At 67.6% G+C, this 17,136-nt stretch carries 19 protein-coding genes, 1 tRNA gene and 1 pseudogene; 13 read left to right on the forward strand and 8 right to left on the reverse strand.

The features are described from left to right. Window positions 1–80: 80 nt before the first annotated feature. Genes ETO60_RS04435 through ETO60_RS04445 form a run of 3 tightly spaced genes read right to left on the reverse strand, consistent with a single transcriptional unit; the run spans window position 81 to window position 2,352 of the window. Window positions 81–383, reverse strand: a complete 303-nt coding sequence (locus ETO60_RS04435) for a polyhydroxyalkanoic acid system family protein (RefSeq protein WP_130003192.1) — start codon at window positions 381–383, stop codon at window positions 81–83. Further along, the gene (locus tag ETO60_RS04440; RefSeq protein WP_130003194.1) at window positions 383–1,138 is read right to left on the reverse strand and encodes a hypothetical protein; all 756 of its coding nucleotides are present in this window, start codon (window positions 1,136–1,138) and stop codon (window positions 383–385) included. The genes ETO60_RS04435 and ETO60_RS04440 overlap by 1 nt, the downstream gene beginning before the upstream one ends. After that, entirely contained in the window at window positions 1,138–2,352 is a 1,215-nt protein-coding gene (locus ETO60_RS04445) for a toxic anion resistance protein (protein ID WP_130003196.1), read from the reverse strand. The genes ETO60_RS04440 and ETO60_RS04445 overlap by 1 nt, the downstream gene beginning before the upstream one ends. Window positions 2,353–2,498: 146 nt before the next feature. Between ETO60_RS04445 and ETO60_RS04450 the strand changes: the two genes are divergently transcribed. After that, on the forward strand, window positions 2,499–3,572 hold the full coding sequence (locus ETO60_RS04450; protein ID WP_165362113.1) for a sensor histidine kinase: 1,074 nt from the start codon (window positions 2,499–2,501) through the stop codon (window positions 3,570–3,572). A 7-nt stretch (window positions 3,573–3,579) separates the two neighbouring features. Here the strand turns inward: ETO60_RS04450 and ETO60_RS04455 are convergent, their stop codons facing one another. After that, window positions 3,580–5,319, reverse strand: coding sequence for a fatty acyl-AMP ligase (locus ETO60_RS04455; protein WP_130003199.1), 1,740 nt, complete (start codon window positions 5,317–5,319; stop codon window positions 3,580–3,582). A 131-nt stretch (window positions 5,320–5,450) separates the two neighbouring features. Here ETO60_RS04455 and ETO60_RS04460 point away from each other — a divergent pair, with 131 nt between their 5' ends. From ETO60_RS04460 to ETO60_RS11370, 4 genes and pseudogenes are all read left to right on the forward strand, one after another. Continuing rightward, window positions 5,451–6,068, forward strand: coding sequence for a regulatory protein RecX (locus ETO60_RS04460; protein ID WP_130003201.1), 618 nt, complete (start codon window positions 5,451–5,453; stop codon window positions 6,066–6,068). Continuing rightward, window positions 6,065–6,565 (forward strand): DUF192 domain-containing protein, encoded by a 501-nt coding sequence (locus tag ETO60_RS04465; protein WP_234026329.1) that lies wholly within the window; start codon window positions 6,065–6,067, stop codon window positions 6,563–6,565. The genes ETO60_RS04460 and ETO60_RS04465 overlap by 4 nt, the downstream gene beginning before the upstream one ends. A gap of 109 nt (window positions 6,566–6,674) precedes the next feature. Further along, entirely contained in the window at window positions 6,675–7,088 is a 414-nt protein-coding gene (locus tag ETO60_RS04470) for an NADH:ubiquinone oxidoreductase subunit NDUFA12 (protein ID WP_130003205.1), read from the forward strand. A 245-nt stretch (window positions 7,089–7,333) separates the two neighbouring features. Further along, window positions 7,334–7,513, forward strand: a pseudogene (locus ETO60_RS11370) (DUF2155 domain-containing protein); the annotation flags it as partial. 35 nt (window positions 7,514–7,548) lie between these two features. On the opposite strand, the gene aat reads toward ETO60_RS11370, so the two are convergent. Beyond that, the gene (aat, locus tag ETO60_RS04480; protein WP_130003207.1) at window positions 7,549–8,301 is read right to left on the reverse strand and encodes a leucyl/phenylalanyl-tRNA--protein transferase; all 753 of its coding nucleotides are present in this window, start codon (window positions 8,299–8,301) and stop codon (window positions 7,549–7,551) included. Window positions 8,302–8,454: 153 nt separating this feature from the next. Here aat and ETO60_RS04485 point away from each other — a divergent pair. The 8 genes from ETO60_RS04485 to ETO60_RS11220 all read left to right on the forward strand — a co-directional run bounded on the left by ETO60_RS04485 (window position 8,455) and on the right by ETO60_RS11220 (window position 13,756). Continuing rightward, a tRNA-Trp gene (locus ETO60_RS04485) sits at window positions 8,455–8,530 on the forward strand. Between the two features lie 523 nt (window positions 8,531–9,053). Beyond that, window positions 9,054–9,203, forward strand: a complete 150-nt coding sequence (locus tag ETO60_RS11215) for a hypothetical protein (RefSeq protein WP_165362114.1) — start codon at window positions 9,054–9,056, stop codon at window positions 9,201–9,203. A 277-nt stretch (window positions 9,204–9,480) separates the two neighbouring features. Further along, window positions 9,481–9,675, forward strand: a complete 195-nt coding sequence (secE, locus tag ETO60_RS04490) for a preprotein translocase subunit SecE (protein ID WP_130003209.1) — start codon at window positions 9,481–9,483, stop codon at window positions 9,673–9,675. Between the two features lie 58 nt (window positions 9,676–9,733). After that, window positions 9,734–10,270, forward strand: a complete 537-nt coding sequence (gene nusG, locus ETO60_RS04495; protein WP_130003211.1) for a transcription termination/antitermination protein NusG — start codon at window positions 9,734–9,736, stop codon at window positions 10,268–10,270. Window positions 10,271–10,397: 127 nt separating this feature from the next. After that, on the forward strand, window positions 10,398–12,104 hold the full coding sequence (locus tag ETO60_RS04500) for a cation:proton antiporter (RefSeq protein ID WP_130003213.1): 1,707 nt from the start codon (window positions 10,398–10,400) through the stop codon (window positions 12,102–12,104). A gap of 222 nt (window positions 12,105–12,326) precedes the next feature. Beyond that, complete coding sequence (gene rplK, locus ETO60_RS04505) at window positions 12,327–12,758, forward strand: 50S ribosomal protein L11 (protein WP_130003215.1); 432 nt, start codon at window positions 12,327–12,329, stop codon at window positions 12,756–12,758. A 2-nt stretch (window positions 12,759–12,760) separates the two neighbouring features. Further along, on the forward strand, window positions 12,761–13,462 hold the full coding sequence (gene rplA / locus ETO60_RS04510; protein ID WP_130003217.1) for a 50S ribosomal protein L1: 702 nt from the start codon (window positions 12,761–12,763) through the stop codon (window positions 13,460–13,462). A gap of 117 nt (window positions 13,463–13,579) precedes the next feature. After that, on the forward strand, window positions 13,580–13,756 hold the full coding sequence (locus ETO60_RS11220; RefSeq protein ID WP_165362115.1) for a hypothetical protein: 177 nt from the start codon (window positions 13,580–13,582) through the stop codon (window positions 13,754–13,756). Between the two features lie 37 nt (window positions 13,757–13,793). Here the strand turns inward: ETO60_RS11220 and ETO60_RS04515 are convergent, their stop codons facing one another. The 3 genes from ETO60_RS04515 to ETO60_RS04525 all read right to left on the reverse strand — a co-directional run bounded on the left by ETO60_RS04515 (window position 13,794) and on the right by ETO60_RS04525 (window position 16,989). Further along, entirely contained in the window at window positions 13,794–14,558 is a 765-nt protein-coding gene (locus tag ETO60_RS04515) for a competence/damage-inducible protein A (protein WP_130003219.1), read from the reverse strand. Window positions 14,559–14,618: 60 nt separating this feature from the next. After that, window positions 14,619–16,133: a flavin-containing monooxygenase gene (locus tag ETO60_RS04520; RefSeq protein ID WP_130003221.1), complete on the reverse strand. Its 1,515-nt coding sequence runs from the start codon at window positions 16,131–16,133 to the stop codon at window positions 14,619–14,621. An 82-nt stretch (window positions 16,134–16,215) separates the two neighbouring features. Continuing rightward, complete coding sequence (locus tag ETO60_RS04525) at window positions 16,216–16,989, reverse strand: Crp/Fnr family transcriptional regulator (protein WP_130003223.1); 774 nt, start codon at window positions 16,987–16,989, stop codon at window positions 16,216–16,218. Window positions 16,990–17,136: the final 147 nt, after the last annotated feature.

The following is a 17,136-nucleotide window of genomic DNA, read 5'->3' on the forward strand; positions in this document are numbered from 1 at the left end:
GAGCCCGTCCTATCCCGGCGCCGTTGGCGCAAAGCTCGGGAACCATGGCAAATCTTCCCTGTGAATGCAACTCGCAGGACTCAGCGGTCGCTCAGCAGCTTGCGTCCCTTGTCGGCAATGGCGCCCGCGACGAGCGGTTCGACGAACGTTAACGCCGGTGGCAGGCGGACCTGGAACACGACCTGGCTGTCCTCGATGGTGATGTCGCCGTCGACCCGCGCACCGAGCGCGGCGACGCTGATCTCCATCTGATCCTCGCTGCGCCAGCTGGTCGCCACGTCGGCGACGCGGCCGGGGATGTGCTGGCCGATCTCGCCGCTGTGGGCGCGCAGGCGGCGGCGCACTTCGTCGCGGGGAAGGCTGTGCGGAATGGCCACGCGCATTAAGGGGCATCTCCGTTGTCGCTGCTGCCGTAGCGGGTGGTGAGGAAGCGGTTGCTGATCGCCAGCTTGTCCAGCGACCCTTCGGCGAGCTGGCGGGAAATCGAGTCCACCTCGTCGCTGATCCGCTGCAGGCTGTCGGTCACCTGTTCGTCAGGGGTGACGCCCGCATGGGCATGACTGCGCAGATGTGACGGAATCGCGCGGTAGCTCTCGACCGTCTCGGGCAGAATCTCGCCGACCAGCTTGCGCACCTCGCGCACCTGGGGGTGGTTCTGGTCCACAGCCTGAAGTTGACTGCCAAGCTCGTCGAGCTGAACGCCGAGGTCATCAATGATCCGCACGGCCGGCGGGGGCAGGGCGGGCCGCTGATGCTCCAGCCACAGTTCGGTGCGGGCTACCATCTGCTTCACGTCACCCTTGTTGAGGTCGGCGCGGGCCGGCACGCGGATGCGGGGAAAGGTGGAGAACACCATCACCGCCACGACCATCGCAAAAAGGGTCAGCATCACCCCGAGGAAGCCGAGTCCGCCGATGAGCAGACCCGTGACCATGGCCGCGAACAGAATGGCCGCGATGGCGAGGAGGATCCGCATCAGCTTGCGCAGCATGTGACGGATCTTGGCCTGCGCCGCACCGCGACCCACGGACCGGCGCGGCGGACCGGCGCGCCGGTGCCGTCCCCCCGTGCGGTTGTCGTCGCGCAGGCGCCGTCCCTCGATGATCAGGCGGTCGCTGTCACGGGTCAGATCGCCCATCACCCCTCCAGCGACAGCAGAGACGGTTCGGCGCTCTCGACCTGGCGCTGCGCCCGCGCCTGCCCTTCGGCGCGCGCGATGTAGCCTTTGGATTTCTCCACCTCGTCGGAGAGCACGTTCACCGTCTGCTTCATCGAGTCGAGTGCCCGCAGCTTGAACTGGTCGACCTCGTCCATGGTGTCATAGACGTTCTGGAAGGCGCGCTGCAGCACCTCCAGCGGTATGGTCGACGCGGCGGCCTGCTCGTGGATCTTGCCGGTCTGCTCGCGCAGCATCTTGCCGGTGGAGTCGATGATGCTTGCCGTGGTGTCGTTGAGCGCGGTGATCTGCTGGAGCACGAGCCGCTGGTTGGTCATCGCCTCGCTGACGGTGACAGCCGTGCGCAGGGCGCCGACGGTGGTGGTGCTGGCGCGATCGACGCCTTTCACCAGCTCGACATTGTTCTTCTTGACGAGGTCGAGAGCCAGATAACCCTGCACGCTCACGGCCATCTGGGTCAGCAGGTCCTGCGTGCGCTGGCGCACGTAGAACAGCGCCGTTTCGCGGATCGCCTTCGCCTTGGCCGGATCGGTGGCGTCGAGCTCCGCGGCTTTCTCCTCCAGCTTCTCGTCGAGAGCACGCGAGATGTGGATCATCTGTTCGAGCTTGCCCATGGCTTCCCACAGCTTGGCGCGTTCGACGTCGATGGCGGCGTTGTCCATCAACAGCTCGTCCTTGCCGTTGGCCAGCTTGGTCAGGATGTCCTGGATGTGCGTCTGCGCGCTCTGGTACGAGCGGAAGTAGTCGTTGAGCTTGTTGCCGAACGGAATGATGCCGAGCAGCTTGCGCGGACCGGTCAGCTTGCCGCGGCGGCTCGGGTCCAGCGACTCCACCGTGCGGCGCAGCTCGGCCAGATTGGCCCCGACGCCCTCGTCCTTGTCCATGGCCCGGATCGGCCGGTCGAGGAAGCGGTTGGACATCGCGCTGGCCGCGGCGATCTCCTTGCGGCCCATGTTGGTGAGCTGGTCGACCTTCTTGCCGAATTCGGGCGAGTTGGCATCTTCGGCCACGAGCGCATCGACATAGGCGTCAACCTTCTCGTCCAGCTTCGAGCGCACCTCCGGGCTCACCGGAACCAGGCCCACGGCCTTCTCGGGCGCGACGACCGGCACGGGGTCGGGCGGCGTCAGCTTGAGGTCGGTGGCGGTTGCCGTGGCCGTCGGGCTGGTGCTCATCGCTTTCTCCGCATGTCTCCGCTGTGTCCGCAGCATTTCTGTGTTACATGGCTAAAACACAAGGGGCAAGCGATCGCCGCCTTGCCCGGGTGCAGCGGAATGCCCATTGTCACAGCAGGACACATCGAGCCGAGGGAGGGGTGCACATGACGGAGCTGCGGGTGCCCGGTTCCGCGCGCGTGGGTGACGATGCCGGCTTTGCGCCGTCCGTGGCCATGCCGGCGCATTCGCGTGACCTTCTTCTGACGCTCGTCGAGCAGAGCCGTGATTGCATCAAGCTCGTCGACCTCGACGGGCGGCTGCTGTTCATGAACGGCAACGGGCGCGCCGCGATGGGCATCGAACGGATGGCGGATGTCGAGGGCGCCGAGTGGGCGTCGCTTTGGCCGGCGGAATCGCGGGCTGTCGTCGCAGACTCTGTCAGGCGCGCCGCGGGTGGTGAACCATGCCGCTTCGAGGGTTTCTGCCCCACGGCGCGGGGTGAGGAGCGTTGGTGGGATGTCGGCGTTGCGCCCATCCGCAGCGACGAGGGTGTCATCACCCACATTCTCGCAACATCGCGCGACGTCACCCGGCTCGTCCTCGACCGGATGGAGGAGCAGCGGCGCCGGGAAGCCGCGGAGCACGAGGCGGCGCGGGCCGACACTGTGGCGCGCGAGATGCGGCACCGGTTCAAGAACCAGCTGGCGGTCATCACCTCGCTGCTGCGGCTCAGCGCCCGCCACGCGGCCGACGTGCCGGATCTCGTCGCACGCTTCGATCAGCGGCTTGCCGCACTGGCGCGGGCACAGGACTTCATGGCCGCCGACAGGAATGAGACGATGCCGGCGAGCGAGGTCATTCCGCTGCTGCTCAGGATGAGCGGCGCTGCCGAGAAAGTGCGCACGGGCGACCTCACCGACGCGCTGCTCGGCAACGATGCCATTCAGACCGTTGCGCTCATCCTCGGCGAGCTGCTGACCAACGCGCTCAAGCACGGCGCGCTGGCGCAGGACAGCGGAAGGATCGAGGTCGCGGCGCAGTGCGCGGACGGCCGCCTTGCCGTGACCTGGCTGGAGGACGCAGGGCACCCCGTCCAGCCGCCCGAACGCAAGGGGGGCGGGCTGAACCTGCTCGAACGCATGGGAGCGGTCACGGGCGCCAGGCCGGAGGTGACCTGGTCTCCGACCGGGTTGCGCGTCACCTTCTACGTCAGGGCGACGGTGCCGCCGGTCGCCTGAGTGCGGATCACGCGGCCGCGCGCAGGTCGAGCGGCTGCAATTCGCCCGAAAGATACATGCGCTTGGCCTTGGCGCGGCTGAGCTTGCCCGAACTCGTGCGCGGCAGGGTCCGCGGCGGCACCAGCTCGACCAGACAGGGGACGCCCGTCACCGCCTGGACCTTGTCGCGGATCTGCTGGCGCAGCTTCAGCCGCTCGTCCGGATCGGACACCCGGCAATGCACCAGCACGGCCGGACGTTCTTCGCCCGAGTCCAGCTCGACCGAGAACGCAGCGATGTCGCCATGGTTGAAGCCGGGAAGCTGCTCCACCGCCCACTCGATGTCTTGGGGCCAGTGGTTCTTCCCGTTGATGATGATCATGTCCTTGGCCCGGCCCACGATGAACAGGTGGCCGTCGACCAGATAGCCCATGTCGCCCGTGTCGAGCCAGCCGTCGTGCAGGCATTCGGCCGTCGCCTCTGGATTGCGGAAGTAGGAGTGCATGACCGACTGCCCGCGGCACCAGACCCGGCCGATCTGCCGGTCCGGGCGGGGCTGACCGTGCGGACTGCGCACTTCGATCTCCATGCCGGGAAGGGCGACGCCGCAATCGACGATGGCGCGATAGCGCGCCGGGCGGCTGAGATCGCGCGGGGTGCCCGACAGACGTTCCTCCTCGACCAGTTCGACGCGGATCCCCTCTCCCGGTGGCATCACCGTCACCGCGAGGGTCGCTTCGGCAAGACCGTAGGATGGAGTGAAGGCGCTGGCCTTGAAACCCGCGGCGGCGAAGGCGTTGACGAAGTTCTGCATGACGTCCGGCCGGATCATGTCCGCACCGTTGCCCGCCGTCCGCCACCGCGACAGGTCGAAGCGGTCCTCGACGTGGCTCTGGCTGGAGATGCGCCGCGCGCAGATGTCGTAGCCGAAGGTCGGCGAATAGGAGAGGGTGTAGCCCTTGTTGCGGCTGATGAGGTCGAGCCATGCCAGCGGCCGGCGGGCGAAATGCTCGGTGCGCAGAAAGTCCACCGAGGCCTGATTGGCGATCGGCGACAGGAGGCAGCCGACAAGCCCCATGTCGTGATACCAGGGCAGCCAGCTCACCACGCGGTCGTCCACTCCGAGATCGACCATGGTGGCATGGCCGTACAGGTTGTGCAGCAGGGCGCGGTGCGTCACCGCGACGCCGGTGGGAAACCGCGTGGACCCGCTCGAATACTGAAGGTAGCAGATGTCGTCCGGCGCGGCGTCGTGAAGAGGGCAGTCGGGCGCCTCGCGGGTGGCGAAGCCGTCCCAGCCCTGCGCCGCGCACCCCTGCCGCGCCGCCGCGACATCGATCAGGGACGCCAGCTCTTCGGGGTAAAGCAGCAGCACCGGGTCGCAGCTGGCGAGCTGGTTTCCGAGCTGCTCGAGGTAGCCCTCCTTGCCGCCGAAGCTCGTCGGCAGCGGCAGCGGGACAGGCCAAGCGCCGGCATAGACGCAGGCGCAGAACAGCGTGGCGAACTGCGGCGACGTTTCCGCGATGAGCGCCACACGGTCGCCGGGGCGGATGCCGGCGGCAACCATGCGCCGCGCATGGGCAAGCGCTTGCTCGCGCAGCGCCATATAGGGCAAAACATGCTCGAGCGAGCCGCGCGCGTCGTGAAAATTCAGTCCTTTCTCGCTCCTGGCGGCATAGTCGATCGCCTCCGCAAACGTGGCGAAGTCGGCGCGCCGGCGCGGCAGCGGACAGTCGTTCGGCGTCGGGATAAGTCCAGCGTCGGTCATGGCGTCGTTGTCTCTGAAGTCCCCCGGCCCTGTGGTTGCAAGCCTGTTAAAGCGTGCCATGTCACGAGGCAAGTGACGCCCCGGTGAACACCTGTTGCAGCGCTGCGCATTGCTGTGGCACGTCACCTGTCATGGACCGCAGGCGCAGCAGACAGAAGCCACGGCCGCTGACCGCCGCGCGTCTCGACGAACTGGCGCTGGCCTATGTGGCGCGGTTCGCCACCAGCACGGGCAAGCTGGAAACCTATCTGCGCCGCAAGCTGCGCGAGCGCGGCTGGGATGCGGAGGGGAGTGCCGGCGGCGGCATTCCGGATGACGGCGATGCGGCCGTGCAGGCCATCGTGCAGCGGTTCGTCGCGGCCGGATACGTGGATGACGCCGCCTTCGCGCAGGGACGGGCCCGCGCGCTCGCACAGCGCGGGTATGGGGCGCGCCGGGTCGATGCGGCGCTGCGCGCGGCGGGGATCGACGCGCCGCTGCGAACCCGCAGCGGACCTTCGCCCCGGCAGCAGCGGGAAGCCGTGCTCGCCCTGGCTCGCCGCCGCCGCATCGGCCCCTTTGCCGACGCCTCCCACATCGGAGCGAGCGATCCGGCCGCGCGGCAGAAGGCGCTTGCCATGCTGCTGCGCGCGGGTCACGAACCGGACATGGCCCGGGCGGTGCTCGCGCTGCGCACGCCGCAGGAGGCGGACGCATGGCTCGCGGACACGGACCAAGACCGGCACGAGGACGGAGGAAAAGGCTGGTGAGAACTTGGCACATCCTAGCGGTCGCCGCGGCGACACTGGCGCTGCCGTCATGCTATTCGCAAGCGGCTGAGTCGCAGGCCCCGGCAACCGGTGTCGCCGCGCCGCAAGCGTCCCGCCATCCGCTCAGCGGGCTCGAGGTGGTGCCGCTGACCGTCACCAGCGCCACCGGCACGCACCGCTTCCGGGTGGAAGTCGCCCGCACGCCGGCGCAGCAGCAGCGCGGACTGATGGAGCGCACTTCGCTGGCGCCGGACGAGGGCATGATCTTCCCCTACAATCCGCCGGCGATGCAGAGCTTCTGGATGCGCAACACGCCGCTGTCGCTCGACATCATCTTCATCGGGCCGGACGGGCGCATCATCAACATCGCCGCGCAGACGCAGCCGCTCAGCGACACGCCCGTGCTCTCGGATGCGCCGGCTAGCTTGGTGCTCGAAATCCGGGGCGGGCGGGCTGCGGAACTGGGCATCCGGCCGGGCGACCGGGTGGAGTGGTAAAGACGGCGGGCATGGCTGCGACCGAGCCGGGCGCAGCATGCGCGGGTGCCCTCTGCGCGGTGCACAGGCTTCTTTCCCGGCCGCGGGCTTTCGGCTAACGGCTGCCCGCATGAGCGTATTGGCCAAGATCTTCACCTGGTGGAACGGCGCCACCATCGGCACCGACCTGTTCACGCGCCGACGCGGCGAAAAGGTGGGCACGGACGCGCAGGGGAACGTCTACTACCGCGAGAAACGCCGCGGCAAGGGCGCCGGGCGCGAACGCCGGTGGGTCATCTACGAAGGCGCCAACGATGCGAGCCGCGTGCCGCCGGAATGGCATGGCTGGCTGCATGGGGCCTTCGACGACGTGCCGGAAAGCCACCTTCCCCCGGCGCGCATCTGGGAAGCGGACTATTCCCCCAACGCGACCGGCACGGCCGCCGCCTACCGCCCGCAGGGAGCGCTGGAGCGGGGTGGCCGCCGACCGCGAACCTCGGGCGACTATGACGCCTGGTCCCCCGACAGCGACGCGGCGGCATGACAGGCCTCGGCCCGGCACGCGCGGGCGGAGCGCTCATGGCCGCGACGCTGCTTGCCGTATCCGGCTGTTCGGACGCGTCACCGCCATCGCCGCGCGCCGCCGAGACGCAGCTGCCTCCCGAACTCGCGCAGGCGCCCGCCGAGCCACCGGTCACGGCCGAAGACGCGCCCGGCACGCCGATGGCCGAGCGGGTGGCCACCATCGGCGTGCTGAACAAGCGCAACAATCTGTCGCAGGATCTCGAGATGCGGCCGGGCGAGACGCGGCGGATCGGCGACCTCGTCGTGCGTCTTTCCGCCTGCGAGCGGACGGCGCCTTGGGAAGTGCCGCCCGAGACGGGTGCCTTCGTTCAGGTGCAGGTGGCCGAGCGGCGAGGCGGCGGCGCGGAGAGCTGGCGGCAGATCTTCTCGGGCTGGCTGTTCAAGAACTCGCCCTCGCTCAACGTGGTCGAACACCCCATCTACGATGTCTGGGTCAAGAACTGCGCGATGAGCTTCCCGGGAGACGAGGCGCCGGCGGGTACCGCGCCCGCCGCATCGCCGTCACCGGCGCCGTCTCCGACCCGGTCTCCTGCGCCCACTGCCTGAAACCACGCCACCGCATCGGCGATCGTCATCGCAGGCGTGCCGCGCGCCGCCCTGACCCGGCGCAGGTATTCGGCCTGGTCGATCGGGACCGCGCCCATGCTGGCAAGATGCCCGGTCATGAACTGGCAGTCGAGCAGGCAGAACTCCGCGCGGCGCATCGCCGCGACCAGCCAGGCGAGCGCAACCTTGGAGGCGTTGTCCGCGCGGCTGAACATGCTTTCGCCGCAGAACACCCGGTCGAACGCCACACCGTACAGCCCGCCGACCAGTTCACCCTCCTGCCAGCACTCGATCGAGTGGGCATGCCCGGCCTTGTGAAGCGCGACATAGCTTGCCTCGATCCGTCGGCTGATCCAGCTGTCGGGCTGATCGGGCCGGGGTTCCGCGCAGCGGGCGATGACCTGTTCGAAGGCGGTGTCGCAGGTCACGGCAAAGCGGTCGCGCGCCAGCACCCGGCGCATGGACCGCCCGAGGTGCAGCCCGTCGAGCGGGATCACCGCCCGTTCGCGCGGCTCGACCCAGAAGATTTCGCTGTCCTCCCGCGCCTCGGCCATCGGAAAGATGCCCGAGCGGTAGGCGTCGAGCAGCAGACGCGTCGGAATGGGCTTCTGAACGGCAGCGTGCATGGACGCCTTTCACGACGGTGCGGGTGTGCTCAGGCAGCGCACATCGCCGCCATCGGTTCCGCGTCCCGTCGCATCCGGGCACCCGCGCTGACGTGTGGGGCGCTGCGGCCTCTTGTCACGTTCGCGCAACATGCCTAAGCCCGCACCGGCTGCAGGGGTGTAGCTCAGCTGGTAGAGCATCGGTCTCCAAAACCGAGGGCCACGGGTTCGAATCCTGTCACCCCTGCCATTCCTCCCGCCATGACCGAGGCGCCGGGCCGTGCTTCGGACGCCCTTCAAACCGAGGCGGTGCAGGCTCTGGCTGAGGTTCCCCCTCACGAACCCGGTAATCAGGGCCGCTTGCGCTCGACCGGCCACGTGTGGTTGCCCGAGCAGGGCCTCTCCGACGACAAGGCACGCATGTCGCGGTGCCGCGCCACAGCTGCGCTTCCTGCCGCGTTAAAGGCTTGGTGCAGCGCGATCAGGGAAGCATTCACCGGCCAGCAAAGAGCGGCGGTGCTCGGCTGGCGCGGGTATCCTACACGGCTTTTGGAGCCTGACCCTCTGGCCCGTCGAGATCCACAAACCAGCAGAAGGTGCCGATCGGCGGAAGCAAATGGTCTCGCCAGACGGGCGGCCCGTCATCCGCCCCAATTCGGCACACCTCAACCGAAGCATGCATGATCGGTTGACGAGTGGTCAAAGCAGGAGGAACTTTGCGGCGAGTGGAGTGTTTCTGTCGTTGAGTCGAGGCACTAGCGAGGGAGCGTACCATGGCCACCTACACCATTCGAAGCAGCCAGCCTGATCCGTGGATCGTTCCGCGTCCGTATTGCGACCCCTCGATCCGGCGGCAGACCTACGGTCGGATCCAGCCGATGGAGCAGCCGGGTTTCTGGCGGCGGGTGCTTGGCCGCGCGTGAGACGGTGCGCGGGCGGGCGTTCTTCCGGGTGACGCGCTGCGCCTGCGGCTGACGTGCATCAACCTGTTATCGCGTCCGGCCGTGGCGGCAATACGGATAGCGAGGCGGAACGGCGCTCTTGCGCATCCGGCCGGGTTGGCATAGGGGCGGATGTGCTGCCTGCGGGCGGCGCCCACCCGAGCAGCGTGCCCGCCGCCGACCATCAGGTCCTGACGGTTGGCCGATGGCTCGCGCGGCTGCGGCCGCGTACCCGCCACCCAGATTTCTGCCGAGGACCATGGCCAAGACTTCTCCCGCCGAATTCATCAACCAGGTGCGGACCGAAGCCCGCAAGGTGGTGTGGCCCACGCGCGAGGAAACCGTGCGCCGGGCGATCTTCGTGTTTATCATGACGCTGATCCTTTCCCTGTTCTTCCTCGGCGTGGACTCGGCCTTCGGCGCAGTGGTGCGTTGGCTTCTCTCACTGATCTGAGCGCAGGGACGAGGCTCCCGCGCCGGCATCGGGCATCGACAGGAACACGGAACACCTCATGGCACGCTGGTACATCATTCACGCTTACTCCGGTTTCGAGAACAAGGTCCGCGACTCAATTCTAGCCGAGGCTGCCCGTCTGGGGCTGTCGGACGGTGTGGAGCAGGTCGAGGTGCCGACCGAGACCGTGACGGAGGTGAAGCGCGGCAAGAAGGTGCAGAGCGAGCGCAAGTTCATGCCGGGCTACGTGCTGGCCAAGCTCAACATGACCGACGACATCTACCATCTGGTCAAGAACACGCCCAAAGTCACCGGCTTCCTCGGTTCCAACAACAAGCCCCAGCCGATCTCCGAACGGGAAGCCGCGCGCTATTTCGGCGGAATGGAGGAGGCAAAGGCCGCGCCCAAGAAGCAGGTCAGCGTGCCGTACGAGATCGGCGACCAGGTCAAGGTGCTCGACGGGCCGTTCCAATCCTTCAACGGGGTGGTCGAGGAGCTCGACTTCGACAAGCAGCGGGTCAAGGTGTCCGTGTCGATCTTCGGGCGCGCGACGCCGTTCGACCTCGACTTCGAGCAGGTTGAACTCGTCAAGTAAGCGGCCCGCCCCTGGCGCGGCCTTCCGGACCGGAATTCCGCATCCCGCGGGTGGCGCGCGCGCCTGACTGCGGGCATGGTGGGGCGGCGGCCGGCCGGTGTGCCCGCCGGTCCGAGCGGGAGATCCGATGGCCGAGCTTGTCACCCACTCGCTGTTCTCGGAAATATCGGCCCTGCTCATTCTGGCCGGAGTGGTCGGGCTGATCGGGCACCTCCTGCGCCAGCCGCTCGTGGTCAGCTACATCGTGGTCGGCATCATCGCCGGTCCCTCGCTGCTCAACCTGGTCCAGTCGGAAGGGCCGCTCGAACTGCTGTCGGACCTCGGCATCGCGGTGCTGCTGTTCCTCGTCGGGCTGAAGATGGACTACCGGCTGATCCGGTCGCTCGGCTTTGTCTCGCTGACCACCGGCCTCGGCCAGGTGGTGTTCACCTCCGTCTTCGGCTTCCTCATCGGTCTCGCCCTGGGCCTCGGCGTCGTGCCGAGCCTCTACATCGCGGTCGCGCTGACCTTTTCGAGCACCATCATCATCGTCAAGCTGCTCACCGACAAGCGCGAACTCGACTCGCTGCACGGGCGGGTCGCGCTCGGCTTCCTCATCGTGCAGGACATCGTCGTGGTGCTGTCGATGGTGGCGCTGTCGACCCTCGTGATCGGCAGCACCGTTACCGGCAGCGACACGACCGTCGCCGGTGCGCTGGCGGCGGCGGCGTCGATGGCGGGGCTGGTGGTGCTGATCATCCGCTACGCGGCGCGGCCGCTGACTCGGCGCCTGGCCGAAAACCAGGAACTGCTGATCCTGTTCTCGCTTGGCCTTGCCGCGCTGTTCGCTGCCATCGGCGAGTATCTGGGCCTCGGCATCGAACTCGGCGGGCTGTTTGCCGGCGTCGCCTTGGCCTCGACGCCCTATCGCGACTCCATCGCTTCGCGCATGGCGCCGCTGCGCGACTTCCTGCTGCTGTTTTTCTTCCTCCATCTCGGTTCGCAGCTCGATCTCGAGGTGCTGGGCGCCAATGTGCCTGCTGCGCTGGTGTTCTCCCTCTTCGTGCTGATCGGCAATCCGCTGATCGTGATCGTCATCATGGGGCTGATGGGCTACCGCAAGCGCACCGGCTTCCTCGCCGGGCTGACGGTCGCGCAGATCAGCGAGTTCTCGCTCATCTTCATCGGCATGGGCGTCGCGCTCGGACAGGTGACGGAGGCGGAACTGGGGCTCGTCACCCTGGTCGGGCTGATCACCATCGCCGCCTCCACCTACATGATCACGTTCTCGCACCGGCTGTATCCGCTGTTCGAGCCGCTGCTCGGCTGGGCGGAGCGGGCACGGCCGAAGCGCGAGGAGGCGGACGAGCAGCGCGACCGGCCCGCGCCGCCCAAGGTGCTGCTCCTCGGGCTGTCGAAGCTCGGCGGGGCGCTCGCCCGCCGGCTCCAGGCCGCAAACGTGCCGCTGCTGGCCGTCGATTTCGACCCGGGCGTGGTGGAGACGTGGCAACGGCTGGGGCTGAACGCCGTCTACGGCGACGCGACCGACCCGGACTTCCTGTGCGAGCTGCCGCTCCAGCATGCCCGCTGGGTCATCTCGACCTTCGCGCATCACGGGCCGAGCATGACGAGCCACGATCCGCGCCAGACCCTCATCAACACGCTGAAGGCGGAAGGGTTCGGCGGGCGCGTCGCCATTGCCGTCTACAACCACGATGCGAAGACCGACATGAAGGCGGCCGGCGCCGACATCATCCTGCAACCGTTCGAGGATGCGGCGGAGGCCACCATGGCGCGGGTCATGGCCGAACTGGAGAACGAACAGGAAGAGCCGCCTCAGGCGCAGGCCGTCTGATCCGCGTCGCCACCTCGTCCCGTCCACGGCCTCGCCCGGACAGCGGCGGAGCAGAGGCCGCACCCCGCGCTTGTGTCCCGCGCCCGATGTGCTATGGGGCGCGCCTTCCGAAGACCAACGGAAACCCTTGCGGGAGGCGCTGCGCACGCGCGCCGCTTGCACCGCTTACCATGAGCCGGGCCGCGCCTGCGGCCGGGCGACATTGAGAAAGGAGGCCTCATCATGGCCAAGAAGATTACTGGCTACATCAAGCTGCAGGTGCCCGCCGGCACCGCCAATCCGTCTCCCCCGATCGGCCCCGCGCTCGGTCAGAGAGGCGTCAACATCATGGAGTTCTGCAAGGCCTTCAACGCCGCGACGCAGGATCTCGAGAAGAGCGCGCCCATTCCGACGGTCATCACCGTCTATGCGGACCGCTCGTTCTCGTTCGTCACCAAGACCCCGCCGGCTTCCTTCTACCTCAAGAAGGCGGCCAACCTGAAGTCCGGGTCCAAGGAACCGGGCAAGGTGTCCGCCGGCACCATCAAGCAGTCCGCCGTGCGCGAGATCGCCGAGGCCAAGATGGCGGACCTCAACGCCAACGACATCGAACAGGCGATGAAGATCATCGAGGGGTCCGCCCGCTCGATGGGTCTCGAAGTGGTGGAGGGCTGATCATGGCGAAGATGACCAAGCGGCAGCAAGCCATTGCGGCGAAGATCGACCGCGAGCGGCTGTACACGGTGGACGAGGCGCTTGCCACGCTGCGCGAACTGGGCGAGCTGACCAAGTTCGACGAGACGATCGAAGTGGCGATGAACCTGGGCGTCGATCCGCGGCACGCCGACCAGATGGTGCGCGGCATGGTGTCGCTGCCCTCCGGCACCGGCAAGGATGTGCGGGTGGCGGTGTTCGCCCGCGGCGACAACGCGCAGAAGGCGCTGGATGCCGGTGCGGACAAGGTCGGTGCCGAGGACCTGATGGAGGACATGCAGGCCGGCAATGTCGACTATGACCGGGTCATTGCGACGCCCGACATGATGGGGGTCGTGGGGCGGCTGGGCAAGCTGCTCGGTCCCAAGGGGCTGATGCCCAATCCCAAGCTCGGCACCGTCACGCCCAACGTTGCGCAGGCGGTCAAGGACGCCAAGGGCGGTCAGGTCGAGTTCCGCGTCGAGAAGCAGGGCATCATCCACTCCGGCATCGGCAAGATGAGTTTCGCCGACGACGCGCTGAAGGCCAACTTCCGCGCTCTGACCGATGCGGTGGTCAAGGCCAAGCCGGCCGGCGCGAAGGGCAAGTATGTGCGCAAGGTGTCGCTCTCTTCGAGCATGGGTCCGGGCCTGAAGCTCGACCTTGCCGAGGTCGAGGGGGCCTGAGCCTCACGCCGGAACCCCCCGCGGGATACCACCCGCCGGGGGGTTCAGGCACCGCGCACCGGAGCCATCGGCGTTCTCGGGCGTTCCCGTTTTTGCGAACAGTGAGAAAGGTGAGCGATGGGCTGGCTGTGGATGCTGGTGACGGTGCTTGGGGTGGTCCTGCTCGGGGCGGCGATCCTCTACGCCTTTCGCGCCAACAAGTCCGCGCCGCCGCGCAACGTGGCTGTGGCGGAGGAAGGCGCGCGGGAGGTGCGCGACGAGCTTGCCGAGGATCAGGCGCGCCGCGGGGAGTGACAGGTCGGGGAGTGACAGGCCTGCGGTTCGGCCGTGGTCAGATGCCGCCCTCGGTCACGTCCCAGCCGCTTTGCTCCAGCTGACGGCGCAGGTCATCGCGGCAGGCCGCCATCCGCTCGGCATCGGTTGACCGGATCACGAAGTTCGATCCGACGCGGCCTTCGCGGAAGAAGGGATAGCTGCCGATCTGGCAATCGTTGTGGGCGCGCTCGACGTCGCGCAGCAGGATGGCGACCTCGCTCTCCGGGATGAAGCCGCCGATCGTCGCGCTCTGCAGCGGGCGCCCGCCCTCCAGAGTTCCGGTCAGAGCATCGAGCATGCCGGCGGTGATGTGCGGCACGCCCGCCATGAGGAAGATGTTGCCAAGCCGGATGCCGGGTGCGCCGGACATGCGGTTGGGGATGAGTTCGGCGCCTTCCGGCACCCGCGCCATGCGCAGCCGGCCCTCGGTCAGCCCGCCCTTGTCGCGGTAATAGGCGTCGAGAGCGGCGCGCGCCTCCGGGTGGATCACCACCGCCAGACCCAGCGCCCGCGCCACCGCATCGACGGTGATGTCGTCATGCGTGGGTCCGATGCCGCCGGTGGTGAACAGATAGTCGTGCTCTGCCCGCAGCGCGTTGACGGTGGCGGCGATCCGTTCCTCGTCGTCCGGCACCACCCGCACTTCCTGCAGGCGAATGCCCTGCACCTGTAGCCAGCTCGCCACCTGGGCGATGTTGCGGTCGTGCGTGCGGCCGGACAGGATTTCGTCGCCGATGACGCACAGCGCCGCCGTGTAGATCCGCTCGGAGTCGGGTGTCATGCGGCGGCGTCTATACGAACAGCGTTGTGTCCGCACCAGCCGGACGGCGGCCACTCAGGGTCATGCCGCAGCAGCTTCCGCACGGTCTGCACCCGCGCGGGCATCTGAAAGGGCCTGACCGGGACTTCGCCCGAAGTCGAGGATGCCGTCCTCCACCGGCTGCTGCATCATCCTGCGGTCGCGCCGGTAGTCCTGGCTGAGCCGCCACGGCCAGGTCTTGGCGCTCTGCGGCATCAGGTGCAGCGCGCGCTGAAGATATCCGGAGGAAAAATCGAACACGTTCTCCACGGTCAGTCCGTGCTCCGCCGGCAGGCGCGGAACGGCGACCAGCGCGCCCTTTTCGGCCATGGTGTTGAGCACCCGGCACACGAAATCGGCGTTGAGATCGGCGCGCAGGGTCCAGCTCGCGTTGAGGTAGCCGAACACGACGGCAAGGTTCGGCACGTTCGAGAACATGCAGCCCTTGTAGTAGAAGTGGTCGCTGAACGTGACCGGCTCCCCGTCGAGGCTGATGGCGATCTTGCCGGCGACGGCGAGGCTGAGGCCCGTGGCGGTCACGATGATGTCGGCCGGCAGCAGCGTGCCGGATGCCAGCCGCACACCTTCCGCTTCGAACCCGGCGATGGTGTCGGTGACGATGCTCGCCCGGCCGTCGCGGATGGCGGCGAAGAAGTCGTCATCCGGGACGAGGCACACCCGCTGCTCCCACGGATTGTAGGGCGGGGTGAAGGCCGCCCGGTCGAACTGCGGCCCGAGCGCCCTGGCGATGCGGTCGTGCATCAGCTTGGCCACCTTGTCGGGACGCGTGCGTGCCCGCTTGAAGCCAAGATCCTGCATGACGATGTTCTTCCACCGGGTGAGCCGGTAGGCCAGGCGTTCCGGAAGGATCCGGCGCAGCAAATTCGCCAGCCGGTCCTTGGCTGGCCGGCCGAACATCCAGGTGGGGGTGCGCTGCAGCATCGTGACATGGGCGGCATCACGCGCCATCGCCGGAACGATGGTCACCGCCGTGGCGCCGGATCCGATCACGACGACACGCTTGCCGGTGTAATCCAGATCCGCCGGCCAGAACTGGGGATGAACGACCCGCCCCCGGAACGCGCTCAGGTCGAAGCCGGGATCATAGGGCGTGTCGTAGTCGTAGTAGCCGGCGCCGAGATACAGCCAGCGGGCGGTGACCTGCCGCGCCGGCCCGTCGCCATCCTTGATGTCCACGGTCCAGCGGGCGTTGGCGTGGGACCAGTCGGCGCGGATCACTGTGGTGTTGAAGCGGATGTGCCGGGCGAGATCCCGCTCCGCCACGATGCGGTGGAGGTATTCGAGAATGGCGTCACCGTCCGCGATGCTCTTCTCGTGACGCCACGGGGCGAACTCGTAGCCCAGCGTGTGCATGTCGCTGTCGGACCGCACACCCGGATAGCGGAACAGATCCCAGGTGCCGCCGATCTCCGCCCGGCGTTCCACAATGGCGAAGCTGCGGCCGGGACACTTGTCCTGCATGTGCGCGGCCATGCCGATGCCGGACAGTCCGGCGCCGACGATCAGCACATCCACGTCGACGTCACCGCTCGCCATCACTCGTCTCCCGCGCTCGTTCCGGAGAGACTAGGCCGTCGCCGCCCTTTTGGCCAGACGCTCGCATCGCGCGGTCGGACCGTCAATCCAGCACCCCCTCCAGCGTGCCTAGGCCATCCTCCCCATAAAGGTAGGCCGAAACGAAGTCGCCGAACTGCTCAAGCCGCGCACGGTCCTCCACATACAGGCTGCCGCGACGGAACACGGCGATGCCCGCGCGCCGGAGCTGGCCAAGGCTGCGGTTCATGTGGATGGGCGTGACGCCGCACATCTCGGCGAGGTTCGCCTGCGTCAGTGGCGTGCGCACGACGCCGGGTTCGCCGAGGCCCACCATCTCCAGCCGGTGCCACAGTTCCGCGAAGATGTGCGCAACCCGCTGAGCCGCCTGAAGCTGCTCCAGCTTGCAGATCCATTCGCGGTGGATGGCGGCGTCCAGAAGGGTGGAAAACCACAGCAGCCGCCCGAGCTTGGGATCGGTGGCCAGAACCTCGTCGATCTTGCGGTGAGGGACCACCGCGACGCGCGCCGTGCCAAGAGCCACGAGATCGTGATCGAGGCGCTTCAACGCATAACCATGGAGGTCCACGAAATCGCCTGGCACCTGGAGGCTCACGATCGACCGCTCGTTGTTGTGCCAGATGGTGCGGATCATGAAACCGTCGACGAGCATCGCGCTGCAGTCGAGAACCTCGCCCCGACGGATGAGCACCTCTCCGTCGGCAAGCGTGCGCACATCGCTCGGCAGCGCCTCGAGCCGCTGCTTCTCGGCCGTGCTCAGCAGGCTGCGGCGCCGTCCAAGCAGAAATCGGCCCGTGTTGGGGTAGCGCTCCCACTCTGGAAGTTCAGCCTTGGTCATTGCGCGTCCTGTCCCCTCCTGCCCACGCCGCGCGGGTCGTCGTCAACTCCGGTCCACATGTGGCGCGCTTCACTGGCATGCGCATGAAACCCTTGTCAATTTGTCCGATGGAACTGAGCGTTTACAGATATAAAAAAGCCTTTATAT

The sequence above is a fragment of the Qipengyuania thermophila genome, assembly GCF_004153605.1.
Classification (GTDB): Bacteria; Pseudomonadota; Alphaproteobacteria; order Sphingomonadales; family Sphingomonadaceae; genus Qipengyuania_B; species Qipengyuania_B thermophila.